The organism is Halomonas sp. HK25, assembly GCF_047795635.1.
In the GTDB taxonomy this organism is placed as follows: Bacteria; Pseudomonadota; Gammaproteobacteria; order Pseudomonadales; family Halomonadaceae; genus Halomonas.
The window spans coordinates 4,332,143-4,352,102 of record NZ_CP181044.1 but is presented as its reverse complement, the minus strand read 5'-3'; the positions used below and the strand labels follow the sequence as shown (position 1 = coordinate 4,352,102).

The 19,960-nt window shown below is 64.9% G+C and carries 21 protein-coding genes; 9 read left to right on the top strand and 12 right to left on the bottom strand.

Features of this window, described 5'->3' with window-relative positions:
• The first annotated feature begins 104 nt into the window (after nucleotides 1-104).
• From ACM26W_RS20510 to ACM26W_RS20495, 4 genes are read left to right on the top strand one after another with little or no spacing between them, the layout of a single operon-like run.
• Nucleotides 105-518, top strand: a complete 414-nt coding sequence (locus ACM26W_RS20510) for a hypothetical protein (protein ID WP_416138803.1) — start codon at nucleotides 105-107, stop codon at nucleotides 516-518.
• On the top strand, nucleotides 497-1,357 hold the full coding sequence (locus tag ACM26W_RS20505; RefSeq protein ID WP_416138802.1) for a tyrosine-type recombinase/integrase: 861 nt from the start codon (nucleotides 497-499) through the stop codon (nucleotides 1,355-1,357). Before ACM26W_RS20510 ends, ACM26W_RS20505 begins: the two co-directional genes overlap by 22 nt.
• Nucleotides 1,354-2,328: a tyrosine-type recombinase/integrase gene (locus tag ACM26W_RS20500; protein WP_416138801.1), complete on the top strand. Its 975-nt coding sequence runs from the start codon at nucleotides 1,354-1,356 to the stop codon at nucleotides 2,326-2,328. Before ACM26W_RS20505 ends, ACM26W_RS20500 begins: the two co-directional genes overlap by 4 nt.
• A complete protein-coding gene (locus ACM26W_RS20495) occupies nucleotides 2,321-3,334 on the top strand; it encodes a tyrosine-type recombinase/integrase (RefSeq protein WP_416138799.1) in 1,014 nt (337 codons plus the stop codon). The genes ACM26W_RS20500 and ACM26W_RS20495 overlap by 8 nt, the downstream gene beginning before the upstream one ends.
• Nucleotides 3,335-3,612: 278 nt before the next feature.
• Here the strand turns inward: ACM26W_RS20495 and ACM26W_RS20490 are convergent, their stop codons facing one another.
• The 6 genes from ACM26W_RS20490 to ACM26W_RS20465 all read right to left on the bottom strand — a co-directional run bounded on the left by ACM26W_RS20490 (nucleotide 3,613) and on the right by ACM26W_RS20465 (nucleotide 5,942).
• Nucleotides 3,613-3,825, bottom strand: coding sequence for a hypothetical protein (locus tag ACM26W_RS20490; protein ID WP_416138798.1), 213 nt, complete (start codon nucleotides 3,823-3,825; stop codon nucleotides 3,613-3,615).
• A gap of 115 nt (nucleotides 3,826-3,940) precedes the next feature.
• On the bottom strand, nucleotides 3,941-4,264 hold the full coding sequence (locus ACM26W_RS20485; protein WP_416138797.1) for a type II toxin-antitoxin system PemK/MazF family toxin: 324 nt from the start codon (nucleotides 4,262-4,264) through the stop codon (nucleotides 3,941-3,943).
• Complete coding sequence (locus tag ACM26W_RS20480) at nucleotides 4,261-4,491, bottom strand: antitoxin MazE family protein (RefSeq protein ID WP_416138796.1); 231 nt, start codon at nucleotides 4,489-4,491, stop codon at nucleotides 4,261-4,263. The genes ACM26W_RS20485 and ACM26W_RS20480 overlap by 4 nt, the downstream gene beginning before the upstream one ends.
• Before the next feature lie 222 nt (nucleotides 4,492-4,713).
• Nucleotides 4,714-4,899 (bottom strand): helix-turn-helix transcriptional regulator, encoded by a 186-nt coding sequence (locus ACM26W_RS20475; RefSeq protein WP_416140934.1) that lies wholly within the window; start codon nucleotides 4,897-4,899, stop codon nucleotides 4,714-4,716.
• Nucleotides 4,900-5,023: 124 nt separating this feature from the next.
• Nucleotides 5,024-5,209, bottom strand: coding sequence for an AlpA family phage regulatory protein (locus ACM26W_RS20470; RefSeq protein WP_416138795.1), 186 nt, complete (start codon nucleotides 5,207-5,209; stop codon nucleotides 5,024-5,026).
• A 499-nt stretch (nucleotides 5,210-5,708) separates the two neighbouring features.
• A complete protein-coding gene (locus ACM26W_RS20465; RefSeq protein WP_416138794.1) occupies nucleotides 5,709-5,942 on the bottom strand; it encodes a M48 family metallopeptidase in 234 nt (77 codons plus the stop codon).
• A gap of 411 nt (nucleotides 5,943-6,353) precedes the next feature.
• Here ACM26W_RS20465 and ACM26W_RS20460 point away from each other — a divergent pair, with 411 nt between their 5' ends.
• The 4 genes from ACM26W_RS20460 to ACM26W_RS20445 all read left to right on the top strand — a co-directional run bounded on the left by ACM26W_RS20460 (nucleotide 6,354) and on the right by ACM26W_RS20445 (nucleotide 11,767).
• Complete coding sequence (locus ACM26W_RS20460; protein ID WP_416138793.1) at nucleotides 6,354-7,670, top strand: ATP-binding protein; 1,317 nt, start codon at nucleotides 6,354-6,356, stop codon at nucleotides 7,668-7,670.
• A 268-nt stretch (nucleotides 7,671-7,938) separates the two neighbouring features.
• Complete coding sequence (locus ACM26W_RS20455; protein WP_416138792.1) at nucleotides 7,939-9,138, top strand: saccharopine dehydrogenase family protein; 1,200 nt, start codon at nucleotides 7,939-7,941, stop codon at nucleotides 9,136-9,138.
• Between the two features lie 3 nt (nucleotides 9,139-9,141).
• The gene (gene nspC / locus ACM26W_RS20450; RefSeq protein ID WP_416138791.1) at nucleotides 9,142-10,320 is read left to right on the top strand and encodes a carboxynorspermidine decarboxylase; all 1,179 of its coding nucleotides are present in this window, start codon (nucleotides 9,142-9,144) and stop codon (nucleotides 10,318-10,320) included.
• A gap of 154 nt (nucleotides 10,321-10,474) precedes the next feature.
• A complete protein-coding gene (locus ACM26W_RS20445) occupies nucleotides 10,475-11,767 on the top strand; it encodes an aspartate kinase (RefSeq protein WP_416138790.1) in 1,293 nt (430 codons plus the stop codon).
• A 1-nt stretch (nucleotide 11,768) separates the two neighbouring features.
• Here the strand turns inward: ACM26W_RS20445 and ACM26W_RS20440 are convergent, their stop codons facing one another.
• Together ACM26W_RS20440 and crcB are read right to left on the bottom strand one after the other, a co-directional pair.
• The gene (locus ACM26W_RS20440; protein WP_416138789.1) at nucleotides 11,769-12,164 is read right to left on the bottom strand and encodes a fluoride efflux transporter FluC; all 396 of its coding nucleotides are present in this window, start codon (nucleotides 12,162-12,164) and stop codon (nucleotides 11,769-11,771) included.
• On the bottom strand, nucleotides 12,161-12,544 hold the full coding sequence (gene crcB / locus ACM26W_RS20435; protein WP_416138788.1) for a fluoride efflux transporter CrcB: 384 nt from the start codon (nucleotides 12,542-12,544) through the stop codon (nucleotides 12,161-12,163). Before crcB ends, ACM26W_RS20440 begins: the two co-directional genes overlap by 4 nt.
• A gap of 193 nt (nucleotides 12,545-12,737) precedes the next feature.
• On the opposite strand from crcB, the gene ybiO reads away from it, so the two are divergent.
• Nucleotides 12,738-15,041 carry a mechanosensitive channel protein gene (gene ybiO / locus ACM26W_RS20430; RefSeq protein ID WP_416138787.1) on the top strand — a complete coding sequence of 768 codons (2,304 nt, stop codon included), beginning with the start codon at nucleotides 12,738-12,740 and terminating at the stop codon, nucleotides 15,039-15,041.
• A 149-nt stretch (nucleotides 15,042-15,190) separates the two neighbouring features.
• Here the strand turns inward: ybiO and ACM26W_RS20425 are convergent, their stop codons facing one another.
• From ACM26W_RS20425 to hemC, 4 genes are read right to left on the bottom strand one after another with little or no spacing between them, the layout of a single operon-like run.
• Nucleotides 15,191-16,549 (bottom strand): heme biosynthesis HemY N-terminal domain-containing protein, encoded by a 1,359-nt coding sequence (locus tag ACM26W_RS20425; protein ID WP_416138786.1) that lies wholly within the window; start codon nucleotides 16,547-16,549, stop codon nucleotides 15,191-15,193.
• Nucleotides 16,546-18,030: a uroporphyrinogen-III C-methyltransferase gene (locus tag ACM26W_RS20420; RefSeq protein ID WP_416138785.1), complete on the bottom strand. Its 1,485-nt coding sequence runs from the start codon at nucleotides 18,028-18,030 to the stop codon at nucleotides 16,546-16,548. Before ACM26W_RS20420 ends, ACM26W_RS20425 begins: the two co-directional genes overlap by 4 nt.
• 7 nt (nucleotides 18,031-18,037) lie before the next feature.
• A complete protein-coding gene (locus ACM26W_RS20415; protein ID WP_416138784.1) occupies nucleotides 18,038-18,832 on the bottom strand; it encodes a uroporphyrinogen-III synthase in 795 nt (264 codons plus the stop codon).
• Nucleotides 18,832-19,773: a hydroxymethylbilane synthase gene (gene hemC, locus ACM26W_RS20410; RefSeq protein ID WP_416138783.1), complete on the bottom strand. Its 942-nt coding sequence runs from the start codon at nucleotides 19,771-19,773 to the stop codon at nucleotides 18,832-18,834. Before hemC ends, ACM26W_RS20415 begins: the two co-directional genes overlap by 1 nt.
• Nucleotides 19,774-19,960 lie beyond the last annotated feature (187 nt).

The following is a 19,960-nucleotide window of genomic DNA, read 5'->3' as shown; positions in this document are numbered from 1 at the left end:
GGCGAACCTGATGGACGCTAGCTCTGTGGGATCGGTGACACTCGGATGGTAGACATAATTTGAGCAATCATTAGAACTGGTGGCTCCACCGACTGGAGACCATCATGAACCTTTCCGCTTCGATTCCTCCCACGCATCAAGCGTGGCTTCTCAAAAGTCCACTCGCACCACACGTCCACGCCTTTACCACGCACCTGCAAAATGGGCGCTACGCGGCCAAGACGATCAAAGGTTACATTTCCTGTATCGCCCACTTTGCCCAGTGGATGTCGCAGGGAAACTTGCCGGTACACCGGCTAGACGAGCACATGGTCGCGCAGTTCTTGGTTCACCATCTGCCGCGCTGCGATTGCTCGCCGCCGGTGATGCGTGTGCCTCACGTTCTGCGTGCCGCGCTCGTCCACCTGCTGGTCGTGTTGCGCGAGCAGGGGGTGATCGCTGAACCAACCCCCCGGCCGGCTACATCGCCGACGAACTGCGCGGCTACGACGAGCACATGCTCAAGGTGCGTGGTTTGAGCGCAAGTACACGTCGTGGGCGGATACGGATCGTACAGCGCCTGCTGCTGCACAAGTTTGTCGGCCTCCCCATCGTGATCGGCGAGCTACAGCCCGATGACGTGCGCCAATTCATCGCCGAGCAGTTGGACCTTTGTCGCACGACCTCCAACGCCGCCAGTCTGGCCTCGGCGCTGCGCGCCTACTTCCGTTACCGGACCACTTGCGGTGACCGGGTACAGGGACTGCTTGGCGTGATCAACTCACCTGCTCACTGGAGCCTGGCATCGCTGCCGCGCGCGCTCGACCCTGCTGAGGTGGATCTCCTGCTCGACTCGTTCTCTTCTTCGCTGCCGTCGCGTCGGCGAGGCTACGCCATCGTGCGCTGTGCACTGGACATGGGGCTGCGATGCAGCGAAGTGGCCAAGCTTGAACTGGCTGACATTGACTGGCGCGCCGGCACCGTCATGATCAAGCGTACCAAGTCGTTGCGTCAGGACATCTTGCCTCTGCCGGCGATCACGGGACGAGCGCTGGCCGACTATGTTCGTCACGAACGTCCGAGGACCACGAACCCGGCAGTCTTTGTTCGCCACCTGGCGCCGCGAGACCAACCCCTCGGCGTGGATGCTATTCGACGCGTGATACGCGATGCCTACCGCCGCATCGGCCTAACACATGGTCGTACTCATGCGCTACGCCACACGCTGGCATGCCAGCTGCTGGATCACGGCAGTTCCCTCAAAGAGGTGGCTGATATGCTGCGCCATCGTTCGTTAAATACCTCGTTAATCTATGCCAAGCTCGATCACTTGAGTCTAGCCGAGGTGTCGTTGCCATGGCCCGGGAGCGCGTCATGAGTGCACGCACCGATTTGCAGGCAAAGGTTGACGACTACCTTGCCGAGCGCCGTCGTCTGGGCTTCGAGCTGCACGCCATGGGGTTGATCCTGGCCAGCTTCGCCCGCTACGTGGCCAGTGAGGGCCACCAGGGGCCGCTGACCGTCGATATCATGGTCGACTGGGCCCGCCAGGACAAGGTGCAGAACCACGAGCCAAGCCGCAGTGCCCGACGGATCAAGAGCCTGAGGCCATTCACCCGCTGGATGCGACAGTTCGAACCACAGACAGAGGTGCCCGACGACTCGATTTTCGGGCCGATACCTGGACGGGTGGCACCACACATTTACAGTGAGAACGACATCGTCGATCTTCTGACTGCGGCGCGTGGTTTGAACCCGCGAGGGGGGCTGCGACCGGCCACCTTCGAGACACTATTCGGACTCATTGCCTCGGTTGGCTTGCGGGTCTCGGAGGCGCTGAACCTGTTGGACCGTGATGTCGACCTGAGCGCAGGCACGCTGACGGTGCGCCAAACCAAGTTCGCCAAGTCGCGCCTGCTGCCTTTACATCCAAGCACAGTGGAGGCCATGGGGTGCTACCGACAACGACGGAGTCGGCAACTCCCTACCATCCTCAAAACCCCGTTCTTCGTCGGCACACACGGTCAGGGGTTAGGCCAACCTCTGGGCGATCGCCAAGTGCATCGGGTCTTCATCGCGCTACGCGATCAATTAGGTTGGGTTGATCGCGGCGCCCATGGGGGCCCACGCATCCACGATTTACGTCACAGCTTCGTCGTGCGCCGGGTAATGCTGTGGTACGCGCAAGGCATCGATATTGACCAGGCGATGCTGGCACTCTCGACCTATCTGGGCCACGCGAAGATATCGAACACCTACTGGTATCTCACCGGGGTGCCCGAGTTGATGACACTGGCCGGCAATAAATTCGAGCGCTTCTCCGCAACATTGGAAGCTAACAATGAATAGCCTTAGGCCCTCGGCATCGCTAACCTTCCCGGCGCTCGTGCAAGCGTTCTTTACGGAGCATCTGGTCCAACAGAGGGCCTTGAGCCCGCGCACGGTGGCGGCGTACCGCGATGCGTTCCTGCTGTTTCTGGACTTTTCGGCCACGCACCACGCGAAGTCACCAACGACGATGCAACTCGCTGACATCACGCCGGAGTTGATCCTGTCCTTTCTCAACCATCTGGAACAGGAGCGGCACAATACGGTGCGCAGCCGGAATGCACGGCTTGCGGCCCTGAGGGCATTCCTGAAATTCGCGGCGCATCGCGATGTCTCGTCGCTGCACGTCATCGAGCGCGCACTCGGGGTGCCGATGAAGCGCTTCGAGCGGCCCATGCTCGGTTTCCTGTCACGCGAGGAGATGCTCGCTGTCATTGGCACGCCGGGCAATAGCTGGGGCAGTCAGCGCGATCACCTGCTGCTGGGGTTGCTCTACAATACCGGCGCGCGGGTGTCCGAAATCATCGGGGTGCGCGTGGCTGACGTAGTACTCGATGGCGCTGCCTGTGTGCACCTGCATGGCAAGGGTCGCAAGCAGCGTGTGGTTCCGCTGTGGCGTTCTACGACCAAGGAAATCCGGGCCTGGCTGAAACGAAACCCCTTGCTAGTCGCCTCCTCAGCACTGTTGCCAAACCGGGACGGTGAGGCAATGACGCGGAATAACGTAACGAAACGCCTGGCATTGGCAGTTAAGGCAGCCACCACGACGGACGCCGAGTTAGCCAAGCGCCATATCTCGCCTCACACGATTCGGCACACAACAGCCATGCACTTACTGCAATCAGGAGTGGATATCAGTGTGATCGCACTGTGGCTGGGTCACGAGAGTCCCACAACGACACACCAATACGTGGAGGCAGACCTTGCGATGAAAGACCAGGCACTGGCCAGGCTACAGGATCCAGGAAACAAACCCATTCGCTATCGGGCTTCGGACTCGCTGCTAGAGTTCTTGAAGACGCTGTAATTATGGATAGCTCGCGAGCATCCCTGGTGCTGCTCTAACTGGGCTCAGGCATGCTCGCCACTGGGTCACTATTCATAATTGAGTGCTATGCATAATGGCCGGTAGCAGCCGTATACCATATAGTCGTTTTCTTTACGCACGCTGACCACCCCTCCAGGAGGCCCTGGAGGGGCGTTTTTTATGTGTAAAGAAATTGCGTAAATTTTACTATGATTAGGAAAAGTGCGTTTTCTTTAGATGGCTTACGGACTACCTAGGATTCCTCGGCAGTTGTCGCCTCACCCGAGCCAGCCGGCCTCAAGCGACCGCAGGTAGCGCAACAGATTTTCACTACGACCGGTAGCCACCAGCTGTTCGGCAGTCTGGTTGTCGAACACACCAAGCGGCTCGTTGTGGAACCACGTGCGGGCTTGAGCTCTCGAGCCGCAGACACGCAAAGCGGCATCCAGCACTGCCCTAGTGTCTTTTTCAATAGCGCTGGATTCTGCCATGGACCATTCCTGGATTCAGAAAATTCGCGGTTTCATACCAACCTTGGCACGGCCACCATTGTGACGCCATTATGTTAAGTAAACGAAGGTCCGTTGTAGGCGAGTCTAGGCTCACTCACGCAAAGCCCAGGAACACGGCCAGCGCCCTGTTGACGGCGACCATGACGCTGTCATCGAGGTGGCCGAAGGCCTCTCCCACCCTCTCTCGCTTCATCGTCATGGGCTTGTCCACCATGATCTGGGAGCGTTGCTGCAAGCCATTTTCGGGAGTGGGCTCCACATCAAGGCGGATCAACGGCGCATCGACCCGGGTGCTAGAGAGCAGCAGCACCGTCACACTGCCGGTGCCGGCAAACTGATCCGACTGGATGATGAGCGCGGGACGCGGCTTCCCGAAATCACCCGACAGGGCAATGGTCACCAGGTCTCCACGCCTCATGCGTCACACTTGTCGTCGTCTAGGTCCAAGAGAGCTGCATCCATGAAGTCCTGCAGGTCCTGATCTCCGGCGTCGGCCGCTGCGACGACAGCGCACTGGCGACGGGCCTCTTCGGCGAAGCCGGGTTGGCGGGTATCCGGCACCCAGATCTGGATGGGGCGCAGGCCTGCCGCACGCAAGGCGGCACGATGCTTCTTCACCCGGTTGTTCACGTTGTTGGTTGCCACCGTGGCACATCCTCCGTCGTTTCATGTAACAAAGTAGCGCGCCCCTTAGTTACATGCAACGAAGGGTATCCAGAAAACGATGGTTTTCTATCGGTTCCGTGGTGGAACAGCCAGGGTAATATCCGAGGCGGTTCAGTGAACAAGGGGCTGTCAGCAGTGACTGCTGGACAAGGTGGGCGTAGGCAGCGGAGATGAGCCCACACCCCTCCTCCAACCGAGCGTCTATGCCTCTCTAGTCTCGTTGATTCGGCTCTCGATCCAGTCCTCCACCTCATGCTCAACCCAAGCCACTCTGCGAGCCGTTATCGTGACCGCAGGGGGGAACTGACTAGCCTCGATGAGCCGGTTCAGCGTTGTGCTGCTAATAGCGCAGCGCTCGAGGACCTCATTACGGCGGAGCAGCCTCATCTCTGTACCTCCTAGTTCAATGGCGAGCTGTTCTTTGCTCACACTCGATAAGGGGTACAGCGCTTCGTCGCTTGTTGATGCCAGCCACAGCGACCGAGCGCCGGGCTGGCCATGGTCCCTGAGGTTAATCACCACGCTGTTCTCGGATCAGTCGCATGATCCATTGATCGATCTCGGCTTCGGTCCAGACGACCGTTCTGCCGCCCAGGATAGTAGGGGCTGGGAAGGCCCCTACCTTGACCAGGCGGTGCAGAGACGTTCGGCTGAGCGCGCAGCGCTCCAGCACCTCGCGTTGACTCAGACGCTTCATGTATTTTTCCCCCTCAGGTTATGGGTAATGGACTACCTCATCCCCCTGTAAGGGGCACAGCGAACGCAAACTCGATCTGATATGGTCTGGGGTATCGAAGGATAACCCCTCAATTCTGCCCCTGCCCGTCAACACTGCGAGGTTGAGCGTTTCTCCACCATACAAGGCCATGTCAAAGGTGGTCGGCGGCTATCAAACTAGCGCCCCAACCTTGATCGGCAGAATCGATGAGAAGAGCCGGAATGATTAGAAAAACTGATTTTAATATTGGCTATCTCTAATTCTACCCCTTGCGGCCCTGATGATGCCTAAGCCTATAAAAGCGGGGGTACCTGTGGGGGTATACGCGCCATACTAATTTATATTTTCATTAATAAACAATGAATTAGGCGGCTCATTAACGGGACGCCGCCTCCACCAACTCCTTACGAATCAAGCACCTCCGGGTGCTTTTTTCGTTTATTGGCCATCCAACGTCCCATCCAAGTCAAGAGCACTGTCATACCCCCTCCACCTCGATTCCATGCCGGGCAAGCCAGCTCTTGCGCTGCTCGTATTCCGACATGGCGCGTTCCAGGCGGCGCCAGAAGGCGGGGGTGTGGTGGGGCTCGTGAAGGTGGGCGAGTTCGTGGACGACCACGTACTCGGCGATATGGCGGGGCAGCAGTATGATCTTCCAGTGGAAGTAGGTAGACCCGATTCCCCTTGCCGCAGGAGCCCCAGCGATAGCCAAGGTCCTGCACCGTCACCCCGGCGGGCTCCATACCCAGACGCCAGGCCTGCTCCTTCACCCTGGCGGTGAGCCAGTCACTGGTGCAGGCGCTGTACCAGCGGACAGAAGTGGTCGAGAGCGTCGGGTAGCGCGTCCTCGAGGCGCTGCTGGGCAGAGAGGTCCGTGTACTCGGGACCTGCCATGCCGTGGCTCCAAAGCATGATGAGTGCCTTGGATGGCAGCGAAAGCGGCGCTGGACGGGAAATGGGTTCAGGCTTTGTCGCTATCATCGCTCATTGGCTGATCCTCTAGCGGCCGCTTCGAGGGTTTTATAGAGCAATTTAATGAAATCTAATAAAACAATTGGACGGTGGTCTATTCATCACTTGGACGGTAGGATGAACAGCAATTAGACGCTTACAGAGAGGCGACATGGCAATCTCTTATCTTCCGCGGCTGATTCGCGACCGAATCGTGGAGTCCCTCGCCGATACGCCGGCGGTCTGTCTGCTGGGGCCGCGGCAGGTAGGCAAGACGACCCTCGCCCAGCACATCGACCCCGAGCGCGCCTATCTGAACCTGGATGACGTAACGCTGCTGGAGGCGGCTCGGAAGGATCCGATCGGCTTCGTCGAGAGCCTGCCTGAACGCGTCATACTGGACGAGGTGCAACGGGCACCGGAGCTGCTATTGGCAATTAAATCGGTGGTCGACCGTGATCGCCAGCCGGGCCGCTTCCTGCTGACGGGCTCAGCCAACTTGCTGCTGTTGCCCAAGGCGCAGGATTCCCTGGCCGGTCGCATGGAAGTCATCTACTTGCATCCGCTGGCCGAGCAGGAGAAGCGCGTCAGCACCTCGACGCTGCTGGCCACGCTGACAGAGGGCAAACTGGCTCCCGCCATGGTGTCAGACAGCGTGCCACTCTCCCCCACTGCAGAGGTGCTCTATCAGGGCGGGTACCCCGAGCCCAATCGCCGGCCGCCCCGCCGGGCACGCCAGTGGTATCGCCAGTACCTCAACGCCATCGTGCGGCGCGACGTGCGGGATATTGCCGCCATCCAGGACGAAGACAGCATGCTGCGTCTGGTAGAGCTGCTGGCTTACCGCACGGCCGGCCTGCTCAACATCAGCAACCTCAGCAAGGAACTGGGAATAGAGCGCGCTACGGTCACCCACTACCTGAGCATTCTGGAGCGCCTGTTTCTGGTTCACCGCTTGCCCGCCTGGCACCACAACCAGGCCAAGCGGCTGATCAAGAGCCCCAAGCTGCATCTGGTGGATACCGGGCTTGCCGCGGCGCTGGGGCGTCTGTCGCCCGACCTGTGGCTGACCGAGGCAGAACGCTTTGGTGCCCTACTGGAAAGCCATGTGGTCGAGCAGCTGATCGCTCAAGCCTCCTGGCTCGACCCGGAGCTGCGCTTCTCCCACTATCGAGACAAGGATCAGGTAGAGGTCGATCTGGTCATCGAGCGCGGTCAGGAACTCTGGGGAGTCGAGGTCAAACGTTCTGCCAGCGTCCAGGCCAAGGACGCCGCCGGGCTTGCCCGGCTCGCCGACCAGGCCGGCAAAGGCTTCCGCGGGGGCATGCTGCTCTATACCGGCCGCCACTGCCTCAAGCTGCAGGTGCCGGGCTGCTTCGCCGTTCCCATCGGCATGCTGTGGGGCGAGGAGCCGGGCAAGGCCATATCGAGTGAGGAAGCATTGCAAGCCCTGTCTGACCAAGCCCAGGACATGGATATGGGCTTCTGATGGGCTTCGTGGTCGTCTACGGCGTCTCGGATGGCCTGATCACGCCCAAACCTGCGACTTTGGTCGCAGACTTGACGCGAAAACCACTTGATAGCAGCCTCAGGGGGCGCCATTATCAGCGCCCACTCGTCTACCCTCACTCGTGTACCTGCGGGGGGAGCCGGGCGAGGCCAAGACCGGGGTGGCATCGGGTCGGGGGCGCCGAGGCGGCCCACTACCGATAAGACCCTACCACTGTTGACATTTCCCGATCTGGATTCGAACACCCATGAGCAAAGTCCTGATTATCGGCGCCGGCGGCGTCGGCGGCGTGGTTACCCACAAGTGCGCCCAGCATCCCGAAGTCTTCAGCGAGATCCTTCTGGCCAGCCGCAATGAGTCCAAGTGCAAGGCGATCGCCGCCCAACTGGACCGTCCGATCCAGACCGCCCAGGTGGACGCCGACAGCGTCGATGACCTGGTCAAGCTGATCGAGTCGTACAAGCCGGACCTGCTGATCCACGTGGCCCTGCCCTATCAGGACCTGACCATCATGGAGGCGTGCCTGCGCACCGGCGTGCCCTATCTCGACACCGCCAACTACGAGCACCCCGACGAGGCGAAGTTCGAGTACAAGGAGCAGTGGGCCTTTCAGGAGCGCTTCGCCAAGGCCGGCAACATGGCCACCCTGGGCTGCGGCTTCGACCCGGGCATGACCAACATCTACTGCGCCTACGGCCAGAAGAACCTGTTCGACGAGATCCACCGCATCGACATCCTGGATGCCAACGGCGGCGATCACGGTTATCCCTTCGCCACCAACTTCAACCCGGAGATCAATATTCGCGAGATCACCGCGAACGGTCGCTACTGGGAGCAGGGCGAGTGGAAGGAGACGGCACCGCTGGCCGAGAAGCGCAAGTTCGACTTCGACGGTATCGGCGAGAAGGACCTCTACCTGCTCTATCACGAGGAGCTCGAGTCCCTGGTCCAGAACATCAAGGGCCTGGAGCGTATCCGCTTCTGGATGACCTTCTCCGACAAGTACATCACCCATTTGAAGGTGCTCGAGAACGTCGGCATGACCCGCATCGAGCCGATCACGGTCGACGGCTGCGAGATCTCTCCGCTACAGTTCCTCAAGGCGGTGCTGCCGGATCCCGCTTCCCTGGGCCCGCGCACCAAGGGCAAGACCAACATCGGCGTGATCCTCGACGGCCTCAAGGACGGCAAGCGTCGCAAGGTCCACATCTACAACATCTGCGACCACGAGAAGTGCTACGAGGAAGTGAAGTCCCAGGCGATCTCCTACACCACCGGCGTGCCGGCGGTGACCGGCGCCATGCTGATGCTGGAAGGTATCTGGAAGGGCGAGGGCGTGTTCAACGTCGAGCAACTCGACCCTGATCCCTTCATGGCGCGCATCGGCGAGATGGGCCTGCCCTGGCAGGTGGTCGAGCTGGATCCCGACCACGACCCGCTGGCCTGATCGATGTCTGACGCACGCGACTCTTACCTGGACGCCGAACTCGATTTCGACCACCTGGCCTGCCCCTCGCCGGCCTATGTGGTGGACGACGCCCTGCTGCGCCGCAACCTGGAGCGCCTCAAGGCGGTCCAGGAGCGGAGCGGCGCCAGGATCCTGCTGGCGCTGAAGGGTTTCGCCATGTGGGACTGCTTTCCCATGATCCGCGACTACCTGGTCGGGACGACGTCCAGCGGCCAGGACGAGGCGCGGCTGGGGGCGGAGACCTTCGGCGGCGAGGTGCACTGCTACTCGCCGGCCTTCACCGAGGAAGAGATGCAGGTGGTACTGCGCTACGCGGACCACTTGAGCTTCAACTCGCCGGGCCAGTGGCGGCGTTTCCGGGATACCGTCGCGGCAGCGCCGCGGCGGGTCTCCTGCGGCATGCGGGTCAACCCGGAGCACTCCACCGGCGCGGTGCCGCTCTATGACCCCTGCGCGGCGGGCTCGCGGCTCGGCACCCGCGCCGCGGACCTGGCGCCCGAGGATCTCGAGGGGCTCGAGGGGCTGCACTTCCACACCCTGTGCGAGCAGAACAGCGATGCCCTGGAGGAGACCCTGGCGGCCTTCGAGTTGAAGTTCGGCCACTACCTGGGCAGTTTGAAGTGGGTGAACTTCGGCGGCGGCCACCATATCACCCGCGAGGACTACGACGTCGACCGGCTGGTGCGGGTGGTCCGCGACTTCAAGGTGCGCCATCCACACCTCACGGTCTACCTGGAGCCCGGTGAAGCCATCGCACTCAACACCGGCTACCTGGTGTGCAGCGTGCTGGATATCGTCGAGAACGATGGCACCATCGCCATCCTCGATACCTCAGCCACCGCCCACATGCCCGACGTACTGGAGATGCCCTACCGGCCCGAACTGATCGGCGCCGGCGAGCCACGCGAGAAAGCCCACACCTACCGCCTGGGCGGCCTGACCTGCCTGGCCGGCGACGTGGTCGGCGACTACTCGTTCGATGCGCCGCTGGCCATCGGCGACCGCCTGGTGTTCACCGATATGGCCCACTACACCATGGTGAAGACCACCACCTTCAACGGCATGCGCCTGCCGTCGATCTGCCGGGTCGACGAGACGAGCCGCGAGGTGCGCACGGTGAGGACCTTCGGCTACGTGGACTACATGCAGCGGCTGAGCTGAAACGATCGCATGACTGACCCGTGCCCAATCGAAGCCCCCTAGCGGGGCTTCTTGCATTTCTGGCCCCGCGTTATCGCCCGCGCTCGCTTGATGCTTCACCGTCGCTCCCCTGGGCTCTATGGTGGAAGAAAGCCACTGCCACAGGGAGCATGCGATGCTCAGGGTCTACAAGTTCGGCGGCACCTCGATCCAGGACGCCGAGGCCATTCGCCATCTTGGCGAGCTGCTGGCCGAGAAGGTGCCGAGGCCAAGGGCCATGGTCGCCTCGGCCATGGGCAAGACCACTAATGCCCTGGAGGCGCTGCTCCAGGCGGCCCGCCAGGATGACGCGCCGGCCTACCGCCGGCGGCTGGCAGCGATTCGCGACGACCACCTCGGCGTGGCCGAGGCGCTGTTCGGCCCGTCCGCCGCGGTGGCCGAGCCCCTGGCACGCCTGCTCGACGAGCTGGACGCCGCCCACCGTGCCCATCGCCAGGCGCCCTACCCCTTCCACTACGACCAGACCGTGGGCGTCGGCGAGCTGCTCTCCACCACCCTGGTGGCCGCCTGGCTCAACCAGAGCGGCGTGCCCACCCGCTGGTGCGATGCCCGCGAGCTGATCCTCACCGACGACCGCCACCAGGCGGCCAACATCGACTGGTCGGCGACTTGGGAGCGCATCGCCGCGCTCGCGCCGACGGGCGACGAAGTGCTGCTGACCCAGGGCTTTATCGGCGCCACCGTGGACGGTGCCATGACCACCCTGGGCCGCGAGGGCTCCGACTTCAGCGCGGCGATCCTCGCCGAGGCCCTGGACGCCGACGAGCTGACCATCTGGAAGGACGTGCCGGGGCTGTTCAACGCCGACCCGCGCCGCTTCGCCAATGCGCGGCAGATTGCCCGGCTCAGCTATGCAGAGGCCCTCGAACAGACCTGGCACGGCGCCAAGGTGATCCACCCGCGCACCCTGGCACCCCTGCAGCGCCGGGGCATCCCGCTGACGGTGCGCTCCTTCCTCGAGCCCGAGGCGGCGCCCAGCATCATCGGACCCGAACCTGGCGAGGGTGACACCCTGCCCGCCTGCATGCTGCGCGACGACCAGTTGCTGCTGGAGGTGAGCCCAAGTGACGGCAGCTTCGTCGATGAGGCGCTGATGGCCGAGGTGCTGACCCGGCTTGCCGAGGCCGGCCTGCACGCCAACCTGATCGACGTCGAGGCACTGCGCCTGCGCCTGGCGGTCGACCACCAGCCAGAGAGGCTAGCCCCCGCGCTGGAGGCGCTGGCAGAGCGCTTCGCGATGGCCCGCCACGATGACTTGATACTGCTCACCGTGCGCCACCCCGATGAGGCCCTGCTGGACGCCCTGGATGGCGGACGCACCAGAGTGGCCGAGCGGCGCAACGCCACCACCGCCCAGCGCCTCTACCTCGCCGCCGAGTGCCCCGACAGCTGGCGGTTCCCCGAATGACTCAGGCGGCGGCCAGTCGCCGCCCCACCCCATGGCCGTGCCAGGCGGCGGCCAGCCACAGCATCAGGCTGGTCAGGCCATAGCCCAGCGCGGCGAGCGGACGACTCTCGGCCAGCAGCTGCATGAGCTCCAGGCCGAACAGCGAGAAGGTGGTGAAGCCGCCGCAGAAGCCCGCCACCAGGAAGGGCTGCCAGCGCGCCACCCGGCCGTACAGGCGGGCGGCGGCCAGCGCAGCGAAGAGCGCGATCAGCCAGGAGCCGAGAATATTGACCGCCAGGGTCGCCCAGGGAAACCAGGGCCCCGGCAGGGCCAGCAGCGCCAGGCTGAGCAGATAGCGCAGCGAGGTGCCCAGGGCGCTGCCGGCCCCCACCGCCGCATAGGCGCGCCAGTCGATCATGCCAGGCCTCCCGCCAGCCAGGCCCCCACGGCCACCGCGACGAGGCCCATCCCCAGGGTGGCGGCCACATTGGCCAGCGCCGCACGCGGGCGCCCCTGCTGCCACAGCATCAGGGTCTGCAGGCTGAACGACGACACCGTGGTATAGCCCCCCAGCAGGCCGATGGCCAGCAGCGACCAGGCGCGGCTCTCCTCGCCGGGCAACGGTGGACCTACGAGGCCCGCCAGCAGGCCGATCACCAGGGCGCCGCTGAGGTTGACCGCCAGGGTCCCCCAGGGGAAGGCGGTGCCGAGCCGCCGGCTCACCGCGTTGCCCATCGCCAGACGCGCCATCCCCCCGAGGCCCCCTCCCGCGGCCACCAACAACAGGCTGACTGCCATCGCCGCTCTCCCTTTCTTCCGATTGGACCGCATCGTCACCGGCGGTAGACATAACCTGTACAACGCCACGCATCGCGACAGGGTGGGTCGAGGTCTCGCCCCAAAGCCCGTATCATGCATCTTCAGCATCACCCCTGGCCCTACCCAACATGACACATCACACGCAAGAGACGGAGGTCACAGCGTGAACCCCATGCGAGCCTTACCCCTGATGCTCGGCTGGCTGCTGATCGCCCTGCTGGCCCTGGCCGGCCCGGCCCAGGCCCAGCCGGCCGACGCGGGCAACCAGACGGCAAACGCCACCCTGGCCGACCTGCTCGAGAACGAGGAGACACGCCAGCAGCTGATCGAGCAGCTGCGCGGCATGGCCGAAGCGCCTGCCGCCGAGCCGACACCGGAGGAGGCCGCATCAGCCTCGCTGCCCCGCCAGCTGGCCGAGCTGACCAGCCGCGTCGCCAGCGACATCGGCAGCCAGTTCGGCAGTGCCGTGGAGGCGGTCGGCGACCTGTTAACCGGCGGCCTGGAGGACAGCACCTTCGACACGGCGGCCTTCACCAGCGCGACTATCAACCTGGGCCTGGTGATCCTGGCCACCATCGTACTGTTCATGGCCTTTCGCCGCCTGGCCAAGCCGCTGTTCACCGGTATCAGCCAGTGGTCGCTGAACGGTGCCGGCCTGACCCCGGTGCTGCGCCTGGTGATCTGCGTGGCCCTGGCCGCCCTGGTCGATGTGCTGGTCGTGGCGCTGGCCTATGTGGGCGGCAACCTGGTCGCCACCTTTGCCATCGGCGAGACCGGCGAACTCTCCACCCGGGCCTCGCTTTTCCTCAACGCCTTCCTGGTGATCGAGCTGCTCAAGGCGGCGCTGCGGGTGCTCTTCTCGTCGCGCTACGAGGGGCTGCGCCTGCTGCCGATCACGGCGGCCGAGGCCTCCTACTGGAACCGCTGGATCGCCCGCCTGATCGGCCTGGTGGGCTACGGCCTGATGGTGGTAGTACCGCTGATCAACGTCTATATCGCCCCTGCCCTGGGCCAGGGGGTCGGCACCCTGATCATGTTCGGCGCCTTCTTCTATGCCGTGGCGGTGGTGATGAAGAATCGCCTGCGCTTGCGCGATGCCATCAACGAGAAGGCGAACCGCGCCACCATGGCCGCCAGCCGAGTGAGCCTGCAGCTCTTCGCCCGCACCTGGCACCTGTTCGCCCTGGCCTATTTCGTCATGGTGCTGGTAGTGACCCTGACCCGCCCGGTGGATGCCCTGCCCTTCGTGCTCTTCGCCACCCTCAAGACCATCGCCGCGGTGGTGGTGGGTCTGCTGCTCTCCAGCTTCCTGACCCAGACCATCGGCCGGCGCATCAGCCTTTCCGAGGACCTGCGCCGCAAGCTGCCGATGCTCGAGCCGCGCCTCAACAGCTACGTGCCCAATGCCCTGCGGGTGATCCGCACCGTCATCCTGATCCTGGTGGCCATGCTGGTGCTCAGTGCCTGGGGGGCCTTCGATCTGGCGGGCTGGTACGCCTCCGAGGCGGGCCGCGGCCTGGTCGGCAAGGTTATCAGCGTGGCGACGATCCTGTTGATCGCCATCGGCGCCTGGCTTGGCCTGGCCAGCATGATCGAGCACAAGCTCAATCCCGAGACCGGCGCCGGCGAGCCCGACGCCCGGGCCAAGACCCTGCTGACGCTGTTCCGCAACGCCCTGGCCATCGCCCTGATCACCATGACGGCGATGATCGTGCTGGCCGAGATCGGCATCAATATCGGCCCGCTGATCGCCGGTGCCGGTGTACTGGGCCTGGCCATCGGTTTCGGCGCCCAGAAGCTGGTCCAGGACATCATCACCGGGGTCTTCATCCAGGTAGAGAACGCCATGAACACCGGTGACGTGGTCACCGTCGGCGGCGTCACCGGCACTGCGGAGCGCCTGAGCATCCGCTCGGTGGGCATCCGTGACCTCAACGGCACCTACCATATCGTACCCTTCTCCAGCGTGGACACCGTCTCCAACTACATGCGCGAGTTCGGCTACCACGTTGGCGAATACGGCATCGCCTACCGCGAAAGCATCGACGACGCCATCGTGGCGCTGCGCGAGGCCTTCGACGAGCTGGCGGGCGATGAGGACCACAAGATGAATATCCTCGCCCCGCTGGAGGTGGCCGGCGTCGTCGCCCTGGCCGACAGCTCGGTGAACATCCGCGTGCGCATCAAGACCACGCCTGGCACCCAGTGGTCCACCGGCCGCGCCTTCAATCGCCTGGTCAAGCTGCATTTCGACACCAAGGGCATCGAGATCCCCTTCCCGCACACCACCCTCTACTTCGGTGTCGGCAAGGAGGGCGAGGCGCCGCCTGCCAACCTGCGCGTCATGCAGCAGAACTTCGACATCGACGGGCGCCCCGGCGGCCAGCCCCGCTCCGGCGAGAGCAGCCGCGCCGGCGAGGAGGACCCGCGCTCGAAGCCCAACCCCGAGTTCAAGGGCGACTTCGACGAGGACTGAGCCGCCGGCTCGACACCCTCGTAATGCAGAGGCGGGGCTGCCACCGGCAGCCCCGCCTTTTTAGTGAGAAGGACATTCGTGCTGATAAAAAAGGGGGCGCCGATTGGCGCCCCTTCGGGTGGCGGCATGGCGACCGGGGCCGCCTGGCCTCAGGCCGACTTCTTCTTCTCGCCGGCCTTCTTCTCGTCGACCTTCTTCTCGTCGACCTTCTGCTCGGCTGCCTTCTGCTCGGCTGCCTTCTCGACACTCTCGGGTTTCGCCCTGGAGGGCGTCTTCTCCCCCAGCACGTCCTTGTCCTCGCGGGGCTGAGGCAGAGAGGGCAGCGACTTGTCGAGCATCTCCACGCTCTGGCGGTAGTAGAGCTGGCTCTTGTTGTGCTCGCCCAGGTTGGCATACAGCCGTGCCAGCTCGGCACACACCACGCCGCTGGGACGCTGGCGCTGGCTCGCCTCGAAGTACTCCTGGGCCTTGCCCCAGTAGGCATTGCGCAGGGCCAGACGGCCCAGGGTGAGCAGCAGGTCAGGGTCGTTGGGCCGTTCCTGCAGCCACTTCTCGGCGGTGACCAGCTGGCGGGCGGCATCCACGTCGAGCAGCCCGTAGCGCAGCACCAGGCGACTGTCCCAGTTCTCCTTGAGCGAGTGGCGCAGCAGCCGCTCGGCGATGGGCTCCTGACGGCCGCGCACCAGCGCCTCGGCGTAGAGAACGATCAGCTCGATATTGCCGCGCAGGTGGTCGGGCATGTCGGCCCACAGGCCGCGCACCTTCTCGATGTCGCTGCCCTCGCGAGCCTCGCGCACGATCAGCTCGCGATAGGCGCGCTGCTCGAGCTGGTCGCGCTCCTCCTTGGAGATCAGCTGCTGGGCGCCCAGGCGCGGCATCAGCCGACGCAGGCCGTCCCAGTCGCTGACGCTGAGGTAGGCCTGCTTGAGCTGCTTGAGCACCTGGGGGTGGTTGGGCAGCTGGCGGTCCAGGCGGGTAAGGATGGCCAGCGCCTCCTCGTACTGCTGGCGGTCCAGCATCAGCTGGGCCTGCATCATGCCTACCGCGGTATCGGCCCCCTCGGTGCTCAGGTGCGCCCGCTTGAGCAGGGTGTCGGCCTGATCGAAGCGGCCCTGATAGTGGGCCGCCAGAGCGGCGGAGAGGTAGTTGACCAGCGGGGTGCTGGAGTCGTCCGCCGCCTTGACCAGCGACTTCTCGGCCTTCTTCCAGCGGCCCTCGGCCAGCGCCACCAGGCCGCGCACGGTGCGCTTCATGGCGTTGCGGTTACGGGTGCGGCTGTTCCACACCTTGAAGCGCGAGACCGGGCGGGTCAGACGCATCAGCACGCGCAGGGCGAAGTGCAGCACCAGGAAGCCGGCCAGCAGGATCACCAGGCCAAACCAGAAGGAGGTCTGGAAGGAGACGTCACCCACCCGCACCAGCCAGTAGCCGGGCACCGACATCATCAGCTGGCCGAACAGCGCGCCCAGCGCCAGGCCGAGGACGACGATCAGGATCAGCTTTCTCATGCGTCATCTCCCCGGCGCGACTCGAAGCGGCGCTCGATGAAGGTGGCCAGGGCCTGCTGGGAGCCGCTGATGTCAGGCAGCTCCGGGCGGATTGCCTGGGCCTTGAGCTCGCGCAGACGCTCGACGACCGACTCCACGCCGGAGGCGGAGGTGTCGTAGTAGCCCTCGATCAGGGTCAGGGCCTTGTCGAGGCTCGCCTCATAGAGCGGCTGCTCCTCCTTGAGCAGCGCCAGCTGGGACTGCTCCAGCACCAGACGAACGCTCTGGCGCAGGAAGGACTCCTGCTCGGGGGTGATCAGCGCCTCCAGCTCGGCGTCGTGGTGGCGAATGGTGACCAGTTCCTTGAGCTCCTGACCGAAGCGCGAGAGCTGCCGCTGCCAGTTGCCGGAGGGCGCCTCCTCCATGCCGGTGCGCACGGTGATCTCCTCGATCTCCTGGGAGAGCGGTTGGCTGGCGATCTGCTGCTGCTGGGCGTTGAGCGACAGCCACAGCCCGGTGCGATCGACCCGCGGCACGGCGTCAAGGGCGGCCAGCTCGCTGGCGATCTCACGGCGGATCGGCACCAGGGCGGGGTTGTCTGCCTCGCGCAGGCGGTCATCGGCGGTGCGCAGCAGAGCTGCGGCGCCGGTCACGTCGCGCTCCAGCTGCAGGCGCTGGTTGGCCAGCCGCAGCAGGTAGGCGGCCTCGGCGTGAAGCCAATCGCGCTCATCGGTCTCCTGCTCGCTGGAAAGCTCGGCCAGCACCTGGTCGAGGGTCTCGTTGACCTCGCCGCGGTAATCGGCGAACTCGCCCTGCAGGGCCCCGATGGCACCGTCCAGGGCGGCGTCGCGCTCGCTTTCGCCCTCGTCCAGGCGCCGCTCCAGGTCGGCCAGGTCCGAGGCGCTGGCCAGCTGGCCGGAGGCGGACTCCAGCTCACTGATGCGCGCCTGCTGGGCATCGAGCTTCTGCCACGCCTGCCAGCCGAACAGCGCCACGGCGATGGCCAGCAGGATCACCAGCACGATAGCAGCGAGGCCCGCCTTGCCACCCTTGCCGCCCTTGCCGTCACCGCCGCCTGCTGGGCGGGCGCCGCCGCTGCCGCCGGAACCCGGCCTGGGCTCCGCGGGCTTTCCCTTGTTGGCGCCGGAGGACCTATCGGATGAGGCCTTCTCGGTGCTGGCGGCCTGGGCGGTGGCGGCCGGCTTGCCCTCGGCGGCGGCCGTGGGCGTCTTGCCGGAAGCAGGGGTGTCTGCCTTGCCGGCGGCCTGGGCCGGCGTATCGCTCTTGCCCCGGGTGTCGCCGGTGGCAGGCGTCGCCGACTTTTCCGCCTCCTTGGCGGGCTCGGCCGATCCCTGGGAGACCGCGCTCTGACTGGCCTTGTCATAGCGCCGCGAGCGTCGTCGGCTCTGGGGATTGCCCTTGCCGGAGTCGCCGCCCGAGGCCGCCGGTTGCGCGCCGTCAGGCGCCTTCTGTTCGTCCTGCTCGTGTGGTTGCTTGCTCATCTTGTCGCTAGCCCTTTTCGAGATCGTCTTGGTCGACATCGGCTTCCTGCGGGTGACAGGCGGCGGTCAGCGCCACCGTCAGTGCGGTCGGCGTGGCGCCGGACGCCACGACAGGGGCACGAAACCCCAGCTTGCCGGCCAGTGTAGCCAACCGGCTGCTGGAAACGATTAGCGGTTGGTTCAAGGCGGCGCCCTTACACCATCTTGCCAGATGTTCGAGGATTTCTCCGCTGCTGACCACCAGGGCGCGGAAGTCACCCTGAGCCAGGCGGCGCTGCATGTCGGGGGAAGGAGGGAGCGGAGTGCGGCGATAGACCGCCAGCCGGGTGACCCGGGCCCCGCGTGCGGCGAGGGTCTCGGCCAGCAGGGTGCGCCCACCCTCGCCGGCCACCAGCAGGACCTTTTCGTCGGTCAGACGCTGCAGGGAGCCCAGGTGTAGCAGCGCTTCGCTGGTGTCCTCGCCGGCATCGGCAGGCGGCACATGCACCCGCACGCCGAGCCCCTGGTGCAGTGCAGCGGCGGTGGCCGCCCCCACAGCGTAGTAGTCGATGCCCACCGGCAGTTGGGGCCAGTAGCGGTCCAGCGCATCAACCAGGCACTCGGCGGCGAAGGGACTCACCACCACCACTCGACGGAACTGGTCCACATCAAGCCAGGTTGAGCGCTGCTCCGCCGTCTCGGGCAGCGTCTCGAGACGCAGCGACTCGAGGCGAGCCACCGGCAGACCGCTGGCCTCGATGGCCGCGGCCAGCACGTCGCCCCGCTCGCCGGGCCGGGTGATGACAACCGGTAGACCTTCCATCAGCCGGCGCCGTAGACCTCGGCGAGTATCTCGCCGGCGCCCTGGTCGAGCAGTTCTTCGGCCACCCGGATGCCCAGCGCCTCCGGCTCGTGGATCGAGCCGCGCCCCTCGGCGCGCAGCACCCGAGTGCCGTCAGGGGTGCCCACCAGGGCCCGCAACCACAGGGTCTCGCCGTCGTTCTCGAACACCGCATGGCCGCCGATGGGCACCTGACAACCGCCCTCCAGGCGAGTGTTCATGGCCCGCTCGGCGCGCACGCGGGTCGCCGTGGCCGGGTCGTCCAACGGCGCCAGCAGCGAAATCAGCTCGGGATCGTGCAGTCGACACTCGATGCCGAGCGCCCCCTGGCCGCAGGCCGGCAGGCAGACCTCGGGGGGCAGCTCCATGGCGATGCGTGCCTCCAGGCCCAGGCGGCGCAAGCCGGAGGTGGCCAGCAGAATGGCGTCGAACTCGCCGGCGTCGAGCTTGCCCAGCCGAGTCTGCACGTTGCCGCGCAGGCTGAGGACCTCCAGGTCGGGGCGCGCCTCCTGCATCTGCAGGCCGCGGCGCAGGCTCGAGGTGCCGATGCGCGCGCCGTCGGGCAGCTCATCCAGGCTGGTGTAGTGATTGGAGACGAAGGCGTCGGTGGGTTCGGCACCCTCGAGGATCACCGACAGCCCCAGCCCTTCGGGGAAATGCATGGGCACGTCCTTCATGGAGTGCACGGCGATATCGGCGCGACCGTCGAGCATCGCCTCCTCCAGCTCCTTCACGAACAGGCCCTTGCCCCCCACCTTGGCCAGCGGCGTGTCGAGGATCTTGTCGCCGCGAGTGGCCATGGCCACCAGTTCCACTTCGAGCCCCGGGTGGGCGGCCAGGAGGCGGTCGCGAACATGTTCGGCCTGCCACATGGCCAATTGACTCTTGCGGGTGGCAATACGCAGCTTGGTGATGGCTTGCACGAGGTTCTCCCTGTCCCGGTTCCCCTGCCGGCGTCCGGCATCGCCGACGCCCGGTAGTATTGGTATTTTCTACAGCATATAGCTTGTCATCATAAAGCACCCGGCAGGGCAGGAGAAATCGACGCCCCAGGCGGCCCCTCGCCACGCGGACGGACTCTGGTACACTGCCGGGCATGTCCAGCCAGCG

What these genes read in the sequence shown, in the direction of transcription:
- ACM26W_RS20455 (WP_416138792.1), top strand. Translation starts at nt 7,939, where the DNA reads ATGAGCAAAGTCCTGATTATCGGCGCCGGCGGCGTCGGCGGCGTGGTT.
- ACM26W_RS20445 (WP_416138790.1), top strand. Translation starts at nt 10,475, where the DNA reads ATGCTCAGGGTCTACAAGTTCGGCGGCACCTCGATCCAGGACGCCGAG.
- ACM26W_RS20460 (WP_416138793.1), top strand. Translation starts at nt 6,354, where the DNA reads ATGGCAATCTCTTATCTTCCGCGGCTGATTCGCGACCGAATCGTGGAG.
- ACM26W_RS20470 (WP_416138795.1), bottom strand. Translation starts at nt 5,209, where the DNA reads ATGAAGCGTCTGAGTCAACGCGAGGTGCTGGAGCGCTGCGCGCTCAGC.
- ACM26W_RS20510 (WP_416138803.1), top strand. Translation starts at nt 105, where the DNA reads ATGAACCTTTCCGCTTCGATTCCTCCCACGCATCAAGCGTGGCTTCTC.
- crcB (WP_416138788.1), bottom strand. Translation starts at nt 12,544, where the DNA reads ATGGCAGTCAGCCTGTTGTTGGTGGCCGCGGGAGGGGGCCTCGGGGGG.
- ACM26W_RS20425 (WP_416138786.1), bottom strand. Translation starts at nt 16,549, where the DNA reads ATGAGAAAGCTGATCCTGATCGTCGTCCTCGGCCTGGCGCTGGGCGCG.
- ACM26W_RS20490 (WP_416138798.1), bottom strand. Translation starts at nt 3,825, where the DNA reads ATGGCAGAATCCAGCGCTATTGAAAAAGACACTAGGGCAGTGCTGGAT.
- nspC (WP_416138791.1), top strand. Translation starts at nt 9,142, where the DNA reads ATGTCTGACGCACGCGACTCTTACCTGGACGCCGAACTCGATTTCGAC.
- ACM26W_RS20500 (WP_416138801.1), top strand. Translation starts at nt 1,354, where the DNA reads ATGAGTGCACGCACCGATTTGCAGGCAAAGGTTGACGACTACCTTGCC.
- ybiO (WP_416138787.1), top strand. Translation starts at nt 12,738, where the DNA reads ATGCGAGCCTTACCCCTGATGCTCGGCTGGCTGCTGATCGCCCTGCTG.
- ACM26W_RS20505 (WP_416138802.1), top strand. Translation starts at nt 497, where the DNA reads ATGCTCAAGGTGCGTGGTTTGAGCGCAAGTACACGTCGTGGGCGGATA.
- ACM26W_RS20415 (WP_416138784.1), bottom strand. Translation starts at nt 18,832, where the DNA reads ATGGAAGGTCTACCGGTTGTCATCACCCGGCCCGGCGAGCGGGGCGAC.
- ACM26W_RS20420 (WP_416138785.1), bottom strand. Translation starts at nt 18,030, where the DNA reads ATGAGCAAGCAACCACACGAGCAGGACGAACAGAAGGCGCCTGACGGC.
- ACM26W_RS20495 (WP_416138799.1), top strand. Translation starts at nt 2,321, where the DNA reads ATGAATAGCCTTAGGCCCTCGGCATCGCTAACCTTCCCGGCGCTCGTG.
- ACM26W_RS20485 (WP_416138797.1), bottom strand. Translation starts at nt 4,264, where the DNA reads ATGAGGCGTGGAGACCTGGTGACCATTGCCCTGTCGGGTGATTTCGGG.
- ACM26W_RS20440 (WP_416138789.1), bottom strand. Translation starts at nt 12,164, where the DNA reads ATGATCGACTGGCGCGCCTATGCGGCGGTGGGGGCCGGCAGCGCCCTG.
- ACM26W_RS20475 (WP_416140934.1), bottom strand. Translation starts at nt 4,899, where the DNA reads ATGAGGCTGCTCCGCCGTAATGAGGTCCTCGAGCGCTGCGCTATTAGC.